20 protein-coding genes and 1 pseudogene are annotated in these 17,714 nt (G+C 68.1%); 17 read left to right on the top strand and 4 right to left on the bottom strand.

Annotation, left to right across the window (positions count from 1 at the left end; translation table 11 throughout):
• Nucleotides 1–56: 56 nt before the first annotated feature.
• The 3 genes from ACFWFP_RS24455 to ACFWFP_RS24445 all read left to right on the top strand — a co-directional run bounded on the left by ACFWFP_RS24455 (nt 57) and on the right by ACFWFP_RS24445 (nt 1,481).
• The gene (locus tag ACFWFP_RS24455) at nt 57–233 is read left to right on the top strand and encodes a hypothetical protein (RefSeq protein ID WP_170112119.1); all 177 of its coding nucleotides are present in this window, start codon (nt 57–59) and stop codon (nt 231–233) included.
• A gap of 27 nt (nt 234–260) precedes the next feature.
• Complete coding sequence (locus tag ACFWFP_RS24450) at nt 261–998, top strand: phosphoglyceromutase (RefSeq protein WP_379298642.1); 738 nt, start codon at nt 261–263, stop codon at nt 996–998.
• A gap of 135 nt (nt 999–1,133) precedes the next feature.
• Entirely contained in the window at nt 1,134–1,481 is a 348-nt protein-coding gene (locus ACFWFP_RS24445) for a DoxX family protein (protein WP_379298640.1), read from the top strand.
• A gap of 76 nt (nt 1,482–1,557) precedes the next feature.
• Here ACFWFP_RS24445 and ACFWFP_RS24440 read toward each other — a convergent pair whose 3' ends face one another.
• Nucleotides 1,558–2,274 (bottom strand): NADPH-dependent F420 reductase, encoded by a 717-nt coding sequence (locus ACFWFP_RS24440; RefSeq protein ID WP_379298638.1) that lies wholly within the window; start codon nt 2,272–2,274, stop codon nt 1,558–1,560.
• A 110-nt stretch (nt 2,275–2,384) separates the two neighbouring features.
• Between ACFWFP_RS24440 and ACFWFP_RS24435 the strand changes: the two genes are divergently transcribed.
• From ACFWFP_RS24435 to ACFWFP_RS24425, 3 genes are all read left to right on the top strand, one after another.
• Entirely contained in the window at nt 2,385–2,765 is a 381-nt protein-coding gene (locus tag ACFWFP_RS24435; protein ID WP_379298636.1) for a winged helix-turn-helix transcriptional regulator, read from the top strand.
• 130 nt (nt 2,766–2,895) lie between these two features.
• Nucleotides 2,896–4,134 carry a cell wall metabolism sensor histidine kinase WalK gene (locus ACFWFP_RS24430; protein WP_056816211.1) on the top strand — a complete coding sequence of 413 codons (1,239 nt, stop codon included), beginning with the start codon at nt 2,896–2,898 and terminating at the stop codon, nt 4,132–4,134.
• On the top strand, nt 4,131–4,820 hold the full coding sequence (locus ACFWFP_RS24425; RefSeq protein WP_056814516.1) for a response regulator transcription factor: 690 nt from the start codon (nt 4,131–4,133) through the stop codon (nt 4,818–4,820). The genes ACFWFP_RS24430 and ACFWFP_RS24425 overlap by 4 nt, the downstream gene beginning before the upstream one ends.
• 190 nt (nt 4,821–5,010) lie before the next feature.
• Here the strand turns inward: ACFWFP_RS24425 and ACFWFP_RS24420 are convergent, their stop codons facing one another.
• Nucleotides 5,011–5,340 (bottom strand): hypothetical protein, encoded by a 330-nt coding sequence (locus ACFWFP_RS24420; RefSeq protein ID WP_379298634.1) that lies wholly within the window; start codon nt 5,338–5,340, stop codon nt 5,011–5,013.
• A gap of 70 nt (nt 5,341–5,410) precedes the next feature.
• Nucleotides 5,411–6,289 carry a hypothetical protein gene (locus ACFWFP_RS24415; protein ID WP_379298632.1) on the bottom strand — a complete coding sequence of 293 codons (879 nt, stop codon included), beginning with the start codon at nt 6,287–6,289 and terminating at the stop codon, nt 5,411–5,413.
• Between the two features lie 65 nt (nt 6,290–6,354).
• On the opposite strand from ACFWFP_RS24415, the gene ACFWFP_RS24410 reads away from it, so the two are divergent.
• The 9 genes and pseudogenes from ACFWFP_RS24410 (at nt 6,355) to ACFWFP_RS24370 (ending at nt 15,188) form a co-directional block, all read left to right on the top strand.
• Entirely contained in the window at nt 6,355–7,341 is a 987-nt protein-coding gene (locus ACFWFP_RS24410) for a hypothetical protein (RefSeq protein WP_379298630.1), read from the top strand.
• A gap of 1,913 nt (nt 7,342–9,254) precedes the next feature.
• A pseudogene (locus ACFWFP_RS24405) lies at nt 9,255–9,473 on the top strand (hypothetical protein); the annotation flags it as partial.
• A 16-nt stretch (nt 9,474–9,489) separates the two neighbouring features.
• Nucleotides 9,490–10,374 carry a sugar phosphate isomerase/epimerase family protein gene (locus ACFWFP_RS24400; RefSeq protein ID WP_379298628.1) on the top strand — a complete coding sequence of 295 codons (885 nt, stop codon included), beginning with the start codon at nt 9,490–9,492 and terminating at the stop codon, nt 10,372–10,374.
• A 102-nt stretch (nt 10,375–10,476) separates the two neighbouring features.
• On the top strand, nt 10,477–11,343 hold the full coding sequence (locus tag ACFWFP_RS24395) for a thioesterase family protein (RefSeq protein WP_379298627.1): 867 nt from the start codon (nt 10,477–10,479) through the stop codon (nt 11,341–11,343).
• A gap of 28 nt (nt 11,344–11,371) precedes the next feature.
• Nucleotides 11,372–12,190 carry a pyrroline-5-carboxylate reductase gene (proC, locus tag ACFWFP_RS24390; protein ID WP_379298625.1) on the top strand — a complete coding sequence of 273 codons (819 nt, stop codon included), beginning with the start codon at nt 11,372–11,374 and terminating at the stop codon, nt 12,188–12,190.
• A gap of 144 nt (nt 12,191–12,334) precedes the next feature.
• Nucleotides 12,335–12,616 (top strand): helix-turn-helix domain-containing protein, encoded by a 282-nt coding sequence (locus ACFWFP_RS24385; RefSeq protein WP_379298905.1) that lies wholly within the window; start codon nt 12,335–12,337, stop codon nt 12,614–12,616.
• A 188-nt stretch (nt 12,617–12,804) separates the two neighbouring features.
• Nucleotides 12,805–12,906: a 30S ribosomal protein bS22 gene (locus ACFWFP_RS24380; RefSeq protein WP_003402602.1), complete on the top strand. Its 102-nt coding sequence runs from the start codon at nt 12,805–12,807 to the stop codon at nt 12,904–12,906.
• A 234-nt stretch (nt 12,907–13,140) separates the two neighbouring features.
• Nucleotides 13,141–14,175 carry an NAD-dependent epimerase/dehydratase family protein gene (locus ACFWFP_RS24375; protein WP_379298623.1) on the top strand — a complete coding sequence of 345 codons (1,035 nt, stop codon included), beginning with the start codon at nt 13,141–13,143 and terminating at the stop codon, nt 14,173–14,175.
• Nucleotides 14,172–15,188, top strand: a complete 1,017-nt coding sequence (locus tag ACFWFP_RS24370; RefSeq protein ID WP_379298621.1) for a lysophospholipid acyltransferase family protein — start codon at nt 14,172–14,174, stop codon at nt 15,186–15,188. The genes ACFWFP_RS24375 and ACFWFP_RS24370 overlap by 4 nt, the downstream gene beginning before the upstream one ends.
• Here ACFWFP_RS24370 and ACFWFP_RS24365 read toward each other — a convergent pair.
• A complete protein-coding gene (locus ACFWFP_RS24365) occupies nt 15,185–16,210 on the bottom strand; it encodes an HAD family hydrolase (RefSeq protein WP_378815460.1) in 1,026 nt (341 codons plus the stop codon). The two genes, ACFWFP_RS24370 and ACFWFP_RS24365, sit on opposite strands and share 4 nt — an antisense overlap.
• 88 nt (nt 16,211–16,298) lie before the next feature.
• On the opposite strand from ACFWFP_RS24365, the gene ACFWFP_RS24360 reads away from it, so the two are divergent.
• Together ACFWFP_RS24360 and ACFWFP_RS24355 are read left to right on the top strand one after the other, a co-directional pair.
• The gene (locus ACFWFP_RS24360; RefSeq protein ID WP_379298619.1) at nt 16,299–16,580 is read left to right on the top strand and encodes a glutaredoxin family protein; all 282 of its coding nucleotides are present in this window, start codon (nt 16,299–16,301) and stop codon (nt 16,578–16,580) included.
• Between the two features lie 207 nt (nt 16,581–16,787).
• Nucleotides 16,788–17,651: a redox-sensing transcriptional repressor Rex gene (locus ACFWFP_RS24355; RefSeq protein WP_378634153.1), complete on the top strand. Its 864-nt coding sequence runs from the start codon at nt 16,788–16,790 to the stop codon at nt 17,649–17,651.
• The last annotated feature ends 63 nt before the right edge of the window (nt 17,652–17,714 follow it).

Here is a 17,714-nt window from a genome sequence, read left to right as displayed (position 1 = left end):
ATGCGTGCTCGGCGCGTTCGTTCTGCCTGGTCACCGGCGGGCGTAGCCTCCATGAGGTGGCTGCCGACTATGTGCCGGGCGATGTCGTCCATATACCGGAGGGTCCGTTCCAAGGAGTGTGCGCCGTAGTGCGCGAAGTCGACTCCGTGGCGTCACGATTACAGGTCGACGCGCTGGTCAAGGGCGGGCCGTACGAGATCGTCATCGGCTTCGACGAGGTGGAGTGGGCCTGACATCACCGCAATGTCAGAATGACCCCTATGACCTACACCCTCGTGCTGCTGCGCCACGGCGAGAGCGAATGGAACGCCCTCAACCTCTTCACCGGTTGGGTGGACGTCCAACTCACCGACAAGGGCATCGCCGAGGGCAAACGGGCCGGGGAGCTGCTCAAAGAGGCAGGCATCCTGCCCGATGTCGTCTACACCTCGCTGCTGCGCCGCGCGATCAGCACCGCGGACAACGCGCTCGGCACCGCCGACCGGCTGTGGATCCCGGTCGTGCGCGACTGGCGCCTCAACGAGCGCCACTACGGCGACCTGCAGGGCAAGAACAAGGAGCAGGTCCGCGAGCAGTACGGCCAGGAGCAGTTCATGCTGTGGCGTCGCAGCTACGACACCCCGCCGCCGCCGATCCAGCCCGACAACCCGTACAGCCAGGCCGAGGACCCGCGCTACGCGGGCATCGAGGTCCCCGAGACCGAGTGCCTGCTCGACGTCGTCAAGCGGATGGTCCCGTACTGGGAAGACACCATCTCCAAGGAACTGCTCACCGGCAAGACCGTGCTGGTCGCCGCGCACGGTAACTCGCTGCGCGCGCTGGTCAAGCACCTCGACGGCATCTCCGATGAGGACATCTCCGGTCTGAACATCCCCACCGGCATTCCGCTGGTCTACGAACTCGACGAGAACCTGCGCCCGGTGAAGGCCGCCGAGTACCTGGACCCGGCGGCCGCCGCTGCCGGTGCCGCCGCGGTCGCCAATCAGGGCGGCAAGTAACTTCCGGCGCTTCGGCCCCACACCGTCCACCGGTGTGGGGCCGTTGTGCTGCCGCGGCGATGTCACACTTGCGGGGGCTGTGTCGTCACCTCGGTAGATACCGCGAAACACGCGGCTGCCGAAGGAGTTACGCACATGTTCACGGCCTACGTCATCGTTACTGTCATCGCCGCGCTGTGGGTGGGGTTCTCGGCGTTCTCGCTGCTGCGCCGGGCCCCCTTCGTGGTGGAGCCGCTGGTGGAATACGGTGTGCCGCAGACCTGGTGGACACCGCTGGGTATCGCCAAGGCCCTCGGGTCGATCGGGCTGCTGGCTGGCCTGTTCGTGCCGGTGATCGGGGTTCTCGCCGCGACCGGGCTGATCCTGTACTTCGCCGGTGCGGTGGTGACGGTGCTGCGAGCGCGCTCGTACAAGACGGTCGCGTTCCCGGTGCTGTACCTGGCGCCGGTCGCCGTGGCGCTGGGGCTGGGGATCGCAGCCTGAACGTCCCGGGGACGGCCGAGCCGGCGTGATCGTGTGGATGACGACGCATCGCACGATGACGCCGGACCGACCCGTGTCAGGCGTCGGCGACCGCGAAGGCCGCCGACAGTGGAGGCAACATCGCGCGGGCATCGAGGCCGGCGAACCAGAGGCCGACGGTGAAGACCGAGGTCGCCTCCAGATATCTGGCGCGGTGCAGGCCGCCCGCGGTAAACGGTCGCAGAGCGAGGTCTTCGGCGAGTCGGGCCACTGTCTGTACCGCCGCCGCGTCGTCGCCGCAGATCGGGACGGCCAACCGCACTCCGTCGAAGACTCGGTCGGCGCCCGCCCACACCTCGGCGGCGAGGAGGTTGAAGGCCTTGACCACGTGGGCTTTCGGCGCTGCCGCGGCGATGCGTTCGGCCACCGCGTCCTCGCTCAAGACGAACGCGGTGACGCCGTCCGGTGCCGATTCGTCGGGCAGGAACGCGTTGGTGCAGTCGATGACGATCTTTCCGGCCAGCTCGGCGCCGTGTGTGGTGAGCAGTTCGGTGAGTGCGCTCACGGGTATCGCGAACAGCACTACCTCGGCGAAGGCGATCGCCGCGCTGATCGTCGCCGGTCGCACGTCGACCACAGGCCTGCTCGCCCGGCCGGCATCCGATCCCGCGCCACCGATCGCGTCGATCTCGGACGCGACTGCCCGCGCCGCGTCGGCCGAGCGGGCCCCGATCCGCACCTCGTGGCCCGCCGTGGCCCAGCCGCCGCCCAACGCGGACGCCATCGCGCCCGCGCCGATGATTCCGATACGCATGAGAACTCCCGTGATTCGCCGGTGTCGAGCCCGGTGGCATCGACCACACCGACGCTAGAAAGGCCGATAGGCACCCGCGGGTGCCTATCGGCGGTGGCACGCTGGTACCCATGACCGCCGCCGAACCGGTGCAATACCCGCCCTACGGTGACTACGAGGCCGACTGTCCCGCGCGAATGGCGGTGGACCTGTTCGCGAACTCGTGGCTGCCGGTGGTGGTGTACCTGTTGCGCGATGGTCCGCAACGTCACAGCGAACTTCTGACCGGGGCCGGTGGGATCAGTCAGAAGATGTTGACCCAGACGTTGCGGCGGATGGAGCGGATGACGCTCGTACGCAGGCGGCGGTATGCCGAAGCGCCACCGCGAGTGGAGTACGAACTCACCGAAGCGGGCCGCGATCTGCTCGTTCCGATTTATGCGCTCGGCGCATGGGTCGACCGGCACGGGCCCGCGGTGACCACCGCGATGTACGGCGAACCGCCCGGCTGACACGCCCGGCGCCAATCCAGGTGCCCGCCGGGTGAACGGCAAAAGAACGCCATGCCAAGTGCCTGTGACCTGCGCGAAACTTCGTCGACCCGCCGACGTTATGTCGGTCCGCACTCGTACGATCAATCTTGTGAGTGTTCCGCAGGCCGTGCTGTTGGCAGTCCTCGCTGCTGTCGTGGGGCTGGCAGTCGGTGGCCTGCTGATCCCGTTCGTCAATGCCAGGCAGGCCGCTCGTACCCAGGAAGACACCGGGCTGACGATGTCGCAGGTGCTCGACCTGATCGTGCTCGCCTCCGAGTCCGGCATCGCCGTGGTCGACGAATACCGCGATGTGGTGCTGGTGAATCCGCGCGCCGAGGAACTCGGGCTGGTCCGCAACCGGTTGCTCGACGAACGCGCGTGGGCCGCCGTGGAGAAGGTCCTCGCGACCGGTGAATCCGCCGAATACGACCTCACCGCCAAGAACCCGCTACCCGGCCGCGGCCGGATCGCCGTGCGCGGTGTTGCCCGCAAACTCTCCCGCGAGGAAACCAGTTTCGTCGTGCTGTTCGCCGACGACGATTCCGAGCAGGCCCGCATGGAAGCGACGCGGCGCGATTTCGTCGCCAACGTCAGCCACGAACTCAAGACCCCCGTCGGCGCGATGAGCCTGCTGGCCGAGGCCATGCTGGAATCGGCCGACGATCCCGAGGCCGTACGCCATTTCGGCTCCCGTGTACTGGGCGAATCCCGGCGGCTGGGCAAGATGGTGACCGAGCTGATCGCGCTGTCGCGACTGCAGGGCGCCGAGAAACTGCCCGATCTGGCCGTGGTCGACGTCGACACGGTGGTGCAGCAGGCGGTCGACCGCTCGCGCACCGCCGCCGAGGCCGCGGGCATCACCGTCAGCACCGACCGGCCCAGCGGGCTGGAAGTGCTCGGCGACGAAACGTTGCTGGTGACCGCGCTGTCGAATCTGGTGGAGAATGCGATCGCGTATTCACCACAGGGTTCGCACGTGTCGGTGAGCCGGTCGCTGCGCGGCGACCATGTCGCGATGGCGGTCACCGATCGTGGCATCGGGATCGCCAAGGAAGACCAGGAACGGGTGTTCGAGCGGTTCTTCCGCTCCGACAAGGCCCGCTCCCGATCGACCGGCGGCACCGGGCTCGGCTTGGCCATCGTGAAACACGTGGCGGCCAACCACAACGGCGAAATCACCCTGTGGAGCAAACTGGGCACCGGCTCGACGTTCACGCTGCGCATCCCCGCCCATCTGGAAACCGATGGGGACGAGGACGCGGAACAGACGCCGGAGTCCACCACGAGAGAAACCACCGTCCCGCGCACTCTCGCGGGACGAACGAACGGTGTGGAGGCACGCAGATGACGAGTGTGTTGATCGTCGAAGACGAGGATTCGCTGGCCGAGCCGCTGGCGTTCCTGCTTCGCAAGGAAGGCTTCGACGTCACCGTCGTCGGCGACGGCCCGTCCGCGCTGGCCGAATTCGACCGCTCCGGCGCCGATATCGTGCTGCTGGACCTGATGCTGCCCGGCATGAGCGGCACCGACGTGTGCAAGCAGCTGCGTACGCGCAGCGGCGTGCCGGTGATCATGGTGACCGCCCGCGACAGCGAGATCGACAAGGTCGTCGGGCTGGAACTGGGCGCCGACGATTACGTCACCAAGCCGTACTCGGCGCGCGAGCTGATCGCGCGGATCCGGGCCGTGCTGCGCCGCGGCGCGGGCGACGAGCTCGACTCGGGCAGTGAGAACGGTGTGCTCGAGGCCGGACCCGTACGGATGGACGTGGACCGGCACACCGTGCACGTCAACGGTGGTCAGGTCACCCTGCCGCTCAAGGAGTTCGACCTGCTCGAATACCTGCTGCGCAACTCCGGCCGGGTGCTCACCCGCGGCCAGTTGATCGACCGCGTCTGGGGCGCCGACTACGTGGGCGACACCAAGACCCTCGACGTCCACGTCAAGCGCCTGCGCTCGAAGATCGAGGCCGACCCGGCCAAACCGGAACACCTGGTGACCGTACGAGGCCTCGGCTACAAGCTCGAAGCCTGACACCAGCCCGATAACGAAAGGATCCCGTCGGCACACCGACGGGATCCTTTTCGTTCATGGACGGAATGACTGATCTAGCGAGAACATGGGTAACTCACCGGGCACGAGCCAACGAACTAGATGCCTTGCCGCCGGTCGCGTACATGGGTCTCCCCGCACCTAGATCTGGCCAAGAGTCGCGCAGAGGCGGTTACAGCACGCTCCACGCGGTGCCCAGGGGGGTTTCGATCTTCTTCAGGGCGACAACTTCCACGCCGTCGAACTGCTTGCAGTCGTAGATCGGCACGTCGGCGCCGTTGCCGCGGCAGCCGATGGGGGAGGAGGTTCCCTGCGTGCTGATGATGATGTACTTGCCGTTCTTGGCGGCATCGATCGCGGCCGGGTCGCTGTAGTTCACGAAGTCGGCCGTGAAGTCCGCGTACGCGGCCGGATCACCGTTCGGTTCGGCATTGGCCAGGCCGGTCATGGAGAGGGTCGCGCCGATCGCGAGGGTCGCTGCGTAGATCGCTTTCTTGGACATGAACAGCTATCCAACCCGAGTTCGGTGACGGATGCACGACCTACAGGTGAACCGAATGGTCACGAGGCTTTCACTCCGCGTGATTCGATCTGTGAGCTCCGGGGTTCATCCGTTCGGCTTCGACCGTCGCCGGATGCACCGCGACCAGGCCGAGGCCCTCGCGTCGGCGGCAGTGCTTGGCGAGTTCGTCGTAGGCGGGCGCACCGAGCAGCTCGCGCAGTTCCGGGCCGTAGGACTGCCAGACCGGCTTCGCGCCGACGTGGGCGTCGGGAGAGCCGGTGCAGTACCAATCCAGGTCGAGGCCGCCGGGCCCCCAGCCGCGCCGGTCGTATTCGGTGACCACAGTGCGCAGGATCTGTTCGCCGTCGGGGCGTTCCACCCAATCCTGGGTGCGCCGGATCGGCAGCTGCCAGCACACGTCCGGCTTCACTTCCAGGGGTTCGATGCCCTTGCGCACGGCCATGATGTGCAGCGCGCAGCCGGGGCCCGCCGCGAATCCGGGACGGTTGAGGAAGATGCAGGCGCCGTCGAAGCGACGGGTGCGCAGGGCCGGTTCGTCCTCGAGTTCGTCGAGTTCGAGGTAACCCTTCTTGACGACCTTGCCGTTCTCGGTGGCCTCGCCCATCAGCTGCCAGTCATCGGGTGTGAGCATCTTCACAGCACCGTTGAGGCGCTTGCGGTCGTCCTTGTCGGCCAGGAAAGCGCCGTGTGAACAGCAGCCGTCGTCGGGGCGTTCGGCGATGATGCCCTGGCAGGCAGGCGTGCCGAACACGCACGTCCAGCGCGACAGCAGCCACGTCAGATCGGCGACGATCTGGTGCTCGTCGTTTGCTGGATCGGTGAACTCGATCCACTCCCGGGGGAAATCGAGCTCGACCTCCGGGGTGGGATCGATCTTTCGCCCAGGTCGGAGCCCGGTCTCCGCGGTGCCAGATGCGCCTTCGGTCACAACTCTTGACGCTAACAGTTCAGTCGCCTGGCCTGCTGTACCGGATCACCAAGTACCGTATTCGTGTGCGGCTTGGTGTTCTCGATGTCGGAAGCAATACCGTCCACCTGCTCGTGGTGGACGCGCATCGTGGTGGCCACCCGATGCCGATGAGCTCGACGAAGTCGGCGTTGCGCCTGTCCGAGAGCATGGATTCGGGGGGCCGGATCACCGAGGAGGGTGAGGCGCGGCTGATCGCGACCATCCTCGAATTCGCTGATCTGGCACGCAATTCCAAGTGCGTGGAGCTGATGCCGTTCGCCACCTCGGCCCTGCGCGAGGCGACCAATTCCGAGGAAGTGCTCGCGCGCGTGCGAGCGATGACCGGAGTCGATCTGCAAGTGCTCTCCGGCGACGACGAGGCCAGGCTGACGTTCCTCGCGGTGCGCCGCTGGTTCGGCTGGAGCGCGGGCCGGATCATCAACCTCGACATCGGCGGCGGCTCGCTGGAGCTGTCCAACGGCGGCGACGAGGAACCCGATGTGGCGCTGTCGCTGCAACTCGGCGCGGGCAGGCTCACCAGGGAGTGGCTGCGCGACGACCCGCCGGGCAAGCGCAAGATCGCGGTCCTGCGCGACTGGCTCGACGCCGAACTGGTCGTCCCGTCCAAGACGATGATCGACGCGGGCAGGCCCGACCTGGCCGTGGGCACCTCGAAGACCTTCCGTTCGCTGGCCCGGCTGACCGGCGCGGCACCCTCGGTGGCCGGTCCGCGGGTGCGACGTACACTGACCAGCTCCGGTCTGCGCCAGCTGATCGCGTTCATCTCCCGGATGACCGCGTCGGATCGCGCGGAACTGGAAGGCGTGAGTTCGGATCGGTCCCAGCAATTGGTGGCCGGCGCATTGGTCGCGGAGGCGAGTATGCGGGCGTTATCGCTCGACAGCATCGAAATCTGCCCCTGGGCGCTGCGCGAAGGCCTCATCTTGCGCAAACTGGACGCCGAGCCCAACGGAGGTGGACCGGCCGCGGTGCCGCCGGTCACGCCGGTCGCGGAAGTGGAGTCGGCATGAGTAGCGAGGATTCTAAACAGCTATCGGTGGCTGAGCTGCTGGCGCGCAACGCCGCGCAGGGGGCCGCGCCCGCTGCCTCCGGTGGCGGCGGACGACGACGGCGCAGCGGGCGCGGACTCTCGGTCAACGATCTGACCGGCGAGAACGCGGCGGTCAAGCCGAACTCGCACGCCGCGCCCGCGCCGGAACCCCCGCCCGCTTATGTCCCGGCGCCCACCTACGCACCCGAGCCCGCGCCGACTTACGAACCGCCCGCGAGCTACCAGCCCGCGCCCTACCCGCCGCCCGGTCCGGCCGAACCGGCCTTCTCGCCGATGTCGGGCCCGATCACCCGATTCGACCCCGACGCGGGGTACTCCGCGCCCGATTCGCGCGATCCACTCGGACTCGCCGAACAGCGACCGTCGTCCGATCCGTTCGGCCCGTTCCGTGCCGAAGCGCGCGACGCCGGGTCCCGTGGAAGCGGACGCGGTCCAGGTCGCCTCGGTGTTCCCGGTGGTCCCACGCAGCCGGTCGATCCCGGTATCGCCGAGATGTTCGGCTCCGGTGCGCTGCCCGCGGTCGGCGGAGGCAGACGGCATCGACCGGACGAGCCCGAGCTCGCCCCGTACGCCGAGCCCCCGAAACCGCCGCCGCCGGTCACCGGTGGCCGGGCGGCGCGCAGGCGGGCCGCCGAAGCCGCGGAAGAGGCCGTCGAGGCGAGCCCGGCGCCGGGCCGCCCGTCGTTCGACGCGCCGCTGTACGAGGCGGGCATCGACGCGCCACAGGCATTCATGGGCCGGCCGGGGCAGTCGCGTGGATTGGATGCGCTCCCCGATATCGCCGGTTTCGACAATCTGGCCGGATCGGGTTTCGACGAGCATCGCGGCGCCGGGTCTTTCGACAGTCGGCCCGCGCCGGGCTTCAACGGCCGACCGGGGGAGTCTTTCGACGGCAGCCCCGCGTCGGGCTTCAACGGGCGCCCGGGCGAGTCTTTCGACGGTCAGCCTGCCACCGGGCGGCCTGGGGTTGAGCCCGCGCGAGGTTTCCACGGGGCGGGGCGCAATGGCACGCCCGGGTCGAACGGGCAGCCCGCGCCGGGGCGTGGCGACGCCGCGCAAGCCTTCAACGGATATCCGCCGCCGGGCGCCGACGCCACGCAAGCCTTCAACGGGTATCCGCCGTCGGGCGCCGACGCCACGCAGGCCTACAACCTCGCGCCGGGTGTCGACGCGCCGCCTGCCCGCGGCGCGGACCAGCGGCCCTCGCTGGATCGCCGGCGGGGCGAGCCGAAGTCCGGCGGGCTGCCGTCGTGGTCGGCGCGCAGGCATCGTCCGGACAAGAACGCGCCCGCGCCGGAGAGCGGCGGTTTCCCGACGGCCGCGTGGTCGCCGGTCAGCCAGGAGCAGCCGCTGGTATCCGGGCAGACGGTGGCCGGGGACCTGCTGCGCCAGCGCGCCGATCGCGGTCCCGGCGCCGACGCGCACACCGAGGTCGTGTTCCGGGTCGGCGCCGACCAGGTCGATGGCGAGGACACCGACGACTACGCCGAGTCCGATTACGTCGACCGCGACTACGTCGACAACGACTACTCCGACGCCGACTACGCCGAATCCGAGTACGACGACGCGGCGTTCGACGATGACGACGACTACGACGACGACTACGAACCCAAGCCGACCAGGGCGAGCAGGCGCGCCGCGACCAAGGCGGCCGCCGTGACCCTGGCGGACCGGGCGCGGGCGAAGGTGGCGAGCCGGACCAAGCCCAAGACCGGCAGCGTCGCCGAGTCACGGGCCGCGAGCAGGCTGTCGGGCAATCGAGCGGGCGGGTCGGTAGCGAGCCGCGCCGCCCGCGTATCGAGCATGGCCCGCGGCGACGGCGACAATGCCAACCGCCGCCAGTGGATGATCCTGGGCGCGCAGAGCGCGGGCGCGGCGGTCGCCGGAATGCTGCTGTTCAAGGGTTTCGAGACGATGTGGGAAACGCTGCCATGGGTGGCGCTGGCCCTGGCGATGGTGGTGATCCTGGGTCTGGTGGCGCTGGTTCGGATCCTGCGGCGCACCGATGACATCTTCAGCACTGTGATCGCCGTCGTCGTTGGCGTCTTCGTGACGCTGGGACCGCTAGCCTTTCTCCTCAGTACCAGCTGAATACAGGGAGTGGGCTGTGGGGAACGCACGGGCGGACATCGCGATCGGGCTGTCGACGGCCTCGGTCTATCCGGAGAACACGCAGGCGGCGTTCCGCTATGCCGCCGAATTGGGTTACGACGGTGTCGAATTGATGGTCTGGGCCGAGCCCGCCAGCCAGGACATCGCGACCGTGCAGTCCTACGCGAAACGCTACGGCGTCCCGGTGCTGGCCGTGCACGCGCCGTGTCTGCTGATCTCCCAACGGGTCTGGGGCGCGGACCCGGTGGCCAAGCTGGAACGCAGCGTGCGGACCGCGGAGGCGCTCGGCGCCGACACCGTGGTGGTGCACCCGCCGTTTCGCTGGCAGCGCCGCTACGCGCGGGGTTTCGCCGATCAGGTCGGTGAGCTCGAGGCGCATCACCCGGTCAAGGTGGCTGTGGAGAACATGTTCCCGATGCGGGCCGACACCCTGTTCCGCGACGGCGCGGTGCGCAGGCTGGAACGGCGCGCGGGCCCCGGCCGCGCGGTGAGCGCGTTCAGCCCCTCCTACGACCCGACCGACATCGGCTTCGACCACTACACCCTCGACCTCTCGCACACCGCGACCGCGGGCGCCGACGCGCTGGAGCTGGCGCGCCGGATGGGTGAGGGCCTGGTCCACCTGCACCTGGCCGACGGTCGCGGCGCCGCGCACGACGAGCACCTGGTGCCCGGCGACGGCACCCAGCCGTGCGCGCAACTGTGTGAACACCTGATCCACACCGGTTTCCGCGGCCACGCGGTCGCCGAGATCAATACCCAGAACGCGCGAACCACCGCCGAACGCTCCACCCAGCTGGCGCGCACCCTCGATTTCGCACGCCGCCACCTCACCGGCGCGACGCCGGACCCCCAGCCGCGCCACGCCGACTTGCCATGACCGTGGTGCGGCGGAAATCGTCTCGCCGCAGCGCGGAATAGTCGCGGCCCCGGCGTGCTTGTACGCTGTACGAATTGTTGTGCCCCTCGACCAGGAGTGACGATGACGCGAGAACTCGCGACCGACGCGCCGTTCAGCCAGGTCCTCGACCTGACCGAGCTCACCACCACCGATGCCGAGACCGGCCGCTACGCCGGTGTGATCGCGCCCACCTGGACCATCGGCCCCAAGGTCCACGGCGGCACCATGGTCGCGGCCACCGCCGCCGCGGCGACCCGCTGGCTCACCGAGGCCGACGAAGCGCTCGCCCAGATGGCGCCCATCGCGGCCAGCACCGACTTCCTCGGCGCCCCCGACCCCGGCGAGGTCGAATACGCGGTGCACATCCGCAAGAAAGGCCGCCAGATCTGCCTGGCCGACGTGGACCTGATCCAGAACGGCCGCACCCTGGTCCGGACCGCGTTCACCTTCGGCCACCTCGACTCCGCCGAGACGCGCTGGAGCGGCCCCGACACCGACATGCCCGCAGAACCGGTCGACGAGGCGTTCCGCTACTCCGCCGATTCGCCCATGGGCAAGATCGTGCACGTCAGCCAGGGCGCCCACATGGTGATCGATCCGAGCTGGGGCGAATTCCTGCGTGGCGAGACCGGCCCGCCCCGGCTGCGGCTGTGGATCCGCCCGTTCGACGGCGACGAAGCCGATCCGCGGGCGCGTGCGGCCTTCGCGATGATGGCCGCCGACATCAGCCCGCCGGTGCCGATGAACCTCGGCCACTTCGGTTGGTCGCCGACGGTGCAGATGACCACGTATCTGCGTCGCATCCCCGCGCGCGGCTGGCTGCGCGTCATCGCGACCGCCCGTGAGGTCGGTGAGCGGATGTTCGACGAGGACCACCTGGTCATCGACTCGACTGGTGCCGTCGTCGCCCAGAGTCGTCAGCTGGCCCTGATCCCGGCGGCGCGCTGACGTCACCGGGCCAACTAACCTAGTTCTCATGACGAGAATTGCGGTGGTCGGTGGCGGTCGGATCGGTGAGGCGCTAGTGGCCGGATTGCTGGAATCCGGCCGGGCAACAAAGGATCTGGTCGTTGTCGAGCCGCTCGGCGCGCGCGCCGCGCAGCTGGCCGAGCGATTCAAGGTGCGGGTGAGCGGTTCGGTCGCCGACGCTGTCGAGGGTGCCGACATCGTGGTCATCGCGGTGAAGCCCGGCGTGGTCGACTCGGTGCTCACCGACCTGTCGAAGGCCGATCTCGACAACGGTCGTGATCAGGTGCTCGTCTCGCTGGCCGCCGGCGTCTCCACCGCCCGGCTGGAGTCGAAACTGCCCGCCGGTTTCGCGGTCGTGCGGGTGATGCCGAACACGCCGATGCTGGTCGGACAGGGCATGAGTGTGCAGTCGCCCGGTCGCTACGCCAAGCCGGAGCAGCTGGAGCAGGTCGGCGAGATGCTCGAAGCCGTCGGCAAAGTGGTGACGGTGCCCGAGGCGCAGATGGACGCGGTCACCGCGGTATCCGGTTCGGGGCCGGCGTATTTCTTCCTCGTCGTCGAGGCGATGATCGATGCGGGCGTCGGCCTGGGCCTGAGCCGCGAGGTGGCCAGCGAACTGGTCGTGCAGACCATGATCGGCTCGGCGGCCCTGCTGGACGAAACCGGGCAGAGCGCGGCCGAGCTCCGGGCCGCGGTGACCTCGCCCGCCGGTACCACCGCCGCGGCACTGCGCGAACTCGAACGTGGTGCGCTGCGTTCGGCTTTCACCGAAGCGCTACACGCTGCCAAGCAGCGCTCTGTCGAACAGGGCGCAACGAACGAGTGACAAACGGGTACCCGGTTCGAGAACCGATTTCTCACACCCGTCGCAGTAATCCCACTGGTCCCGCTAAGCTCGTAGAAGCACGTGCGTGTCTGTTCCGCTGGTGGGGAAGCCGGCGGCGCGGGCGTGCCGGAGGTCAATGGTGCCATGATGTCTGCGAACAGAATGTCAAGTAATCCATCGGCGTCGAGCGGTGGTTCGGGTTCGCCCGCGCCGCGGGTCGGCGCCACCCCGCAAACGGTGATCGGCGGTGGCACGCAGTTTCTCACCGTCGCCGAAGTCGCCGATCTCATGCGGGTGTCGAAAATGACGGTGTACCGGCTCGTGCACTCGGGTGAACTGCCCGCGGTGCGTGTCGGACGCTCGTTCCGAGTGCACGCGAAGGCGGTGCACGACTACCTGGAGACGTCGTACTTCGACGCCGGATGACGTAGTTCGGCCAGGTACAAGGGCGGTTTCGTTGCTGCTCGGGTGCCCCGGTAGCATGGACAACTGGTTCGTGTCCGCCTGCCGGTGGCACCGTTCGTGGTGTCCGGTTGCCCCGGCGGCGCGGACGCCAAACGACGCACGTGAACACCGCGTGTGTATGCCGAGTAGAGAGAACGCGAGGAAACCCTATGGGTTCTGTGATCAAGAAGCGCCGCAAGCGTATGTCGAAGAAGAAGCACCGCAAGCTGCTTCGCCGCACGCGTGTTCAGCGGCGCAAACTCGGCAAGTAAGCCTGCGTACCGCGACGAGCCCGTCACCTTCGAGGTGGCGGGCTCGCGCTGTGAAATGCGCGGGTTTGTGAAGCTCACTGGTCGAGGATGGGTCGCCGGTGTTAAAAGCTTGTAGATCGTGACGGTGAGTGGCGTGAATGCGGCTACTCTGGTACGCGAAACACGATGAGCAGGGGGCTTTGAGTGGCGTCAGGTTCGAGTTCCGATACACGGGAAAGACACGCACCGAGAGTTGTGCTGGTCACCGGTGCCAGCCGCTTCTTCGGTGGCAATGTCGCGGCACGGCTGGCTGCCGAACCCGGCGTCGAACGTGTCATCGCGGTGGATACCGTGACTCCCAGCCGTGAACTCCGGCGAAAAATGGGTAGTGCCGACTTCGTGCGTGCCGATATCCGGAATCCGCTGATCCGCAAAGTCGTCGAGGGCAACGACGTCGACACTGTCGTGCACGCGGCTGTGCTCACCCGTCCGCCCGCCGGTGGCGGTCGCGCGGTGATGAAGGATCTCAATGTCCTCGGCTCGATGCAATTGCTCGCCGTCTGTCAGAAAGCGCCGTCGGTGCGCCGCGTGGTGGTGCGATCGTCGTCGGCGGTGTACGGCTGCAGCGCCAAGGATCCGGCGAAATTCACCGAGGAAATGGGCGCGCGCACGCCGCCCGCGGGCTGGTTCGCGCGCGACATGATCGATATCGAGGCGCTGGTGCGCGGAATGGCGCGCCGCAGGCCCGACATTTCCGCGTCGATTCTGCGTTTCGCGCCGATCGTCGGTCCGCGCCTGGCCGATCGGGGCGTGCAATATCTGCGTTCGCCGATCACTCCGACCGTTCTCGGTCGCGAAGCCCGACTGCAATTGCTGCACGAGGAAGACGCGGTCGCGGTGCTGGTGCACGCGGCGCAGCGTGCACACGGTGGCACGGTCAATATCGCCGGTGACGGCGCGCTGGCCATGTCGCAGGCGATCCGCCGTGCCGGGCGCATCGTCGCGCCGGTTCCCTTTTTCGTCTTCCGCACGGTCGGCCGCTCGCTGATGGGTCCGGTCATGCGGGGATTCAGTGGCGAACAACCCGACTATTTCTATTTCGGCTGCGGGCTCGACACCACCCGTATGCGAACCGAACTCGGTTTCACCCCACGCTGGACCACGATCCAGGCGTTCGACGACTTCATCGCGGGCGCAGCGTTGCGGCCTGTCTTCGATCCGGCTTGGATCGACGCCGCGGAACACAAACTGCTCGGTCTCATCGGGGCCGGTACAGGAGCGCGTACATGAACGAGGGAGCGAAAGTCATTCGTCTCGACGTGAACGTCGAGACCCGACAGCGACCGCAGACCCGGCGATGGCCGGATCAGCCGATGCAGGCGATGCCGGTCACCTCCCTCAGCGAACGCCGACCGGGCATGCCCGCCCGGCCGCCGAAGTCGCTGACCGACATCGTGCGCGATGCCGTCGGCGAGCAGATCGAACGGACCGCGGAGTTCGCGCGCCGCAGGCTCACCGGGGACTACCAGGTCGACGAGTTCGGCTACGACCGGCACCTGCTCGAATCGGTGATCCTGCCCGCGCTGCGGCCGCTGTCGGACTACTGGTTCCGGGTCGAGGTCGCGGGGATCGAGAACATCCCCGCCGTGGGCGGCGCGCTGCTGGTCGCCAATCACGCGGGCACCGTGCCGATCGACGGGCTGATGCTGCAGCTGGCCGTGCACGACAAGCATCCGCATCAGCGGGCGCTGCGGCTGCTGGCCGCCGACCTCATCTTCGAGATGCCGCTGCTCGGCGCTCTGGCTCGCAAGGCCGGGCACACGCTGGCCTGCCATCCCGATGCCGAGCGGCTGCTGCGCGCCGGGCACATCGCCGGCGTGTTCCCGGAAGGGTTCAAGGGCGTCGGCAAGAACTACGCCGACCGGTACAAGCTGCAGCGGTTCGGGCGCGGCGGGTTCGTGTCGGCGGCGGTGCGGGCCGGGGTGCCGATCATCCCGGTCTCGATCGTCGGCTCGGAGGAGATCTACCCGAAACTGGCCGATATCAAGCCGCTGGCACGCCTGCTCGGACTGCCGTACTTCCCGGTGACGCCGCTGTTCCCGCATCTGGGGCCGCTGGGCGCGGTGCCGATGCCGTCGAAGTGGTACATCGAATTCGGTGAGCCGATCGCGACCACGGCGTTCGAGCCGGAAGAGGCCGATGACCCGATGACGATGTTCGAGGTCACCGACCAGGTCCGCGAGACCATCCAGCAGACCCTCTACAAGCTGCTGGCCAAGCGCCGGAACGTCGTGCTCGGCTAGGTGTCGCGGTGGCGCGCGACAACGGCCGCCACGGCGCCACCGGCGGCACCCAGCGCCAACGCGGTGGGGACGCCGATCTTGGCCGCCTTGCGGCCGGTGCGGAAGTCGCGGATTTCCCAGCCGCGGTTCTTCGCGACTTCGCGCAGATCGGAGTCAGGGTTGATCGCCACCGCGGTGCCGACCAGCGACAGCATGGGGACGTCGTTGTGGCTGTCGGAGTAGGCGGTGCAGCGCTTGAGGTTGAGTCCTTCGCGAATGGCGAGGGTGCGCACCGCGTGCGCCTTGCCGAGGCCGTGCAGGATGTCGCCGACCAGGCGGCCGGTGAACTTGCCGTCGACGCTCTCGGCGACCGTGCCGAGGGCACCGGTCAGGCCGAGGCGTTTGGCGATCACGTTGGCCAGCTCGACCGGGGTGGCCGTGACCAGCCAGACCTGCTGACCGGCGTCGAGGTGCATCTGGGCGAGTGCGCGGGTGCCGGGCCAGATCTTGTCGGCGATGATCTCGTCGTAGATCTCCTCGCCGAGGGCCGCGAGTTCGGCGGTGGGGCGGCCCGCGATGAAGCTGAGCGCCTTCTCCCGCCCCGAAACCATGTCGGAGGAGTTCTCCTTGCCGGTGACCCGGAACTTCACCTGCTTCCAGGCGACGTCGACCAGGTCGGAGGTCTTGAAGTACTTGCGCGCGGCCAGCCCACGGGCGAAGTGGACGATCGAGGCACCCTGCACGAGGGTGTTGTCGACGTCGAAGAACGCCGCGGCGGTGAGGTCGCGCGGGACCTCGGGGCCCGCGTCGGCACCCTGCTCGGCGAGCTCGGCATCGTGCAGCTCGAGCGCGGCGTCGGCACTGGCCTCACCGGCCAGGTTGGCGCGTAGCTCTTCTTCGCTCGGTCCGAACGGGCTGCGTGGCAGCCGTGCGAACTGCTCCTGTAGCTCCTGACCGAGGCGGCTGGGCTGCCACCGCGCAGGGAACTCCCCGAATCGCCCTGCGACGAATCCGGCCCTAGTCACCTTCGAACGTTCCGGCACCAGTACCCTCCGCTAGTCGCGCGAACCATGTCCACAGTAACCGGCCGCACCGACAACTCGCTGAGGGCTCGAGGATTAAATAGGGCTCATGACTAATCCCACACCGACGGTGACCCTGCTGACCCGCGCTGGTTGCGGCATGTGCAGCACGGCACTGGAGCAATTGCGGACGATCTGTGGTGATTTCGGTCTCCCGGTCGCCACCGTAGACGTCGACGAAGCCGCGGTCAGCGAGCCGGAACTGCGCGCGGAATACGGTGATCGCCTGCCGGTGGTCCTGTTGAACGGCCGTGAACACAGCTATTTCGACGTCGATGAGCCCCGTTTGCGGGCGGACCTGAGCCGGATCGCTGGTCGCGACGGAAAATGAGGCCGAATTCACCGACTTTGTGAACGCCTGCACAAGCGGTTACGGTGGTGACACGCAATCCGCACCGCCCCTGGCACGCAGCGGCGGTGGCCGGGTTTGTACCGCCCCTATGGCACCGGTCGCGCTCTCGTAATCGCAGCGACCCACACCGGTGAACGAAACAGAGGATCCGGACCGCGATCAGGCCCGGAACGAGGAGCCGACGACGTGACAGAGCAGCACGAGACGCCGAGTGGCGTCTCCGGCAAGGCTCTTGTGCGGGACATTCCGCAGGCCACGGTGACTCGTCTTGCTACCTATCTCCGGGTTCTCGCCGGGTTGGCCGACGAGGGTGTAGTCATCGTATCGAGTGAGGAACTCGCTGTCGCGGCGGGTGTCAATTCGGCGAAGCTGCGCAAGGATCTTTCCTTCCTCGGACCCAACGGTGTGCGGGGTGTCGGCTATGACGTAGCCAAGTTGCGCACCAGGATCGAAGATGTGCTCGGACTGTCGCAGGGACATCGGGTGGTGCTGATCGGCGCGGGCAACCTGGGCCGCGCGCTGGTCGGTTACGGCGGATTCGGGGTACGAGGCTTCACCGTGGTCGGGATCTTCGACAACGACCCGTCGGTGATCGGCCAGTCGTACGCCGGTCTCGTCGTGCGCGACGTCGAGCAGCTGACCGCGCAGATTCCGGCGCTGACGCCGACCATCGCGGTGGTGGCCGTGCCCGACGAAGCCGCCCAGGACGTGTGTGACCGGCTCGTCGACGCCGGACTGCCGTCGATTCTGAGTTTCGCGCCGCTGGAACTGCGCGCGCCCGCCCATGTCCAGGTGCGTCGTGTCGACCTGGCGATGGAACTGCAGATGCTGTCCTTCGACGCCGCCCGCAACGACGCGCCCGCGCTGCCCGAGATCGCCGAGGTCGGCTCCGGCCGTGTCGCGCGCCGGGTACCGCCGCCGAACCACCTCACCCATGCCGCACCGGTCGAACCGGCTCGCGGCAGGCCGACGCGGCGTACCGCGCCGCATTCGGCCACGCCCCACTCGGCAACGGAGCCAAGCACCAAGGGATCGGTGATCACGCCATGAGCGAGCGCCAGCGAGCTGAACAGCGACACGGCGTGCGGACACGCATGGCGAAACACAGCGCCG

This window comes from Nocardia sp. NPDC060249 (assembly GCF_042728755.1).
Taxonomy (GTDB): Bacteria; Actinomycetota; Actinomycetes; order Mycobacteriales; family Mycobacteriaceae; genus Nocardia.
Note: the sequence above shows the minus strand (reverse complement) of the source record. Positions and strands in the feature narration are given on the sequence as shown.

Bases quoted from the DNA above. Each gene is read 5' to 3' on its own strand.
- ACFWFP_RS24450 (WP_379298642.1), top strand. From the start codon at position 261: ATGACCTACACCCTCGTGCTGCTGCGCCACGGCGAGAGCGAATGGAAC.
- ACFWFP_RS24445 (WP_379298640.1), top strand. From the start codon at position 1,134: ATGTTCACGGCCTACGTCATCGTTACTGTCATCGCCGCGCTGTGGGTG.
- ACFWFP_RS24440 (WP_379298638.1), bottom strand. From the start codon at position 2,274: ATGCGTATCGGAATCATCGGCGCGGGCGCGATGGCGTCCGCGTTGGGC.
- ACFWFP_RS24435 (WP_379298636.1), top strand. From the start codon at position 2,385: ATGACCGCCGCCGAACCGGTGCAATACCCGCCCTACGGTGACTACGAG.
- ACFWFP_RS24425 (WP_056814516.1), top strand. From the start codon at position 4,131: ATGACGAGTGTGTTGATCGTCGAAGACGAGGATTCGCTGGCCGAGCCG.
- ACFWFP_RS24420 (WP_379298634.1), bottom strand. From the start codon at position 5,340: ATGTCCAAGAAAGCGATCTACGCAGCGACCCTCGCGATCGGCGCGACC.
- ACFWFP_RS24395 (WP_379298627.1), top strand. From the start codon at position 10,477: ATGACGCGAGAACTCGCGACCGACGCGCCGTTCAGCCAGGTCCTCGAC.
- proC (WP_379298625.1), top strand. From the start codon at position 11,372: ATGACGAGAATTGCGGTGGTCGGTGGCGGTCGGATCGGTGAGGCGCTA.
- ACFWFP_RS24385 (WP_379298905.1), top strand. From the start codon at position 12,335: ATGATGTCTGCGAACAGAATGTCAAGTAATCCATCGGCGTCGAGCGGT.
- ACFWFP_RS24380 (WP_003402602.1), top strand. From the start codon at position 12,805: ATGGGTTCTGTGATCAAGAAGCGCCGCAAGCGTATGTCGAAGAAGAAG.
- ACFWFP_RS24370 (WP_379298621.1), top strand. From the start codon at position 14,172: ATGAACGAGGGAGCGAAAGTCATTCGTCTCGACGTGAACGTCGAGACC.
- ACFWFP_RS24360 (WP_379298619.1), top strand. From the start codon at position 16,299: ATGACTAATCCCACACCGACGGTGACCCTGCTGACCCGCGCTGGTTGC.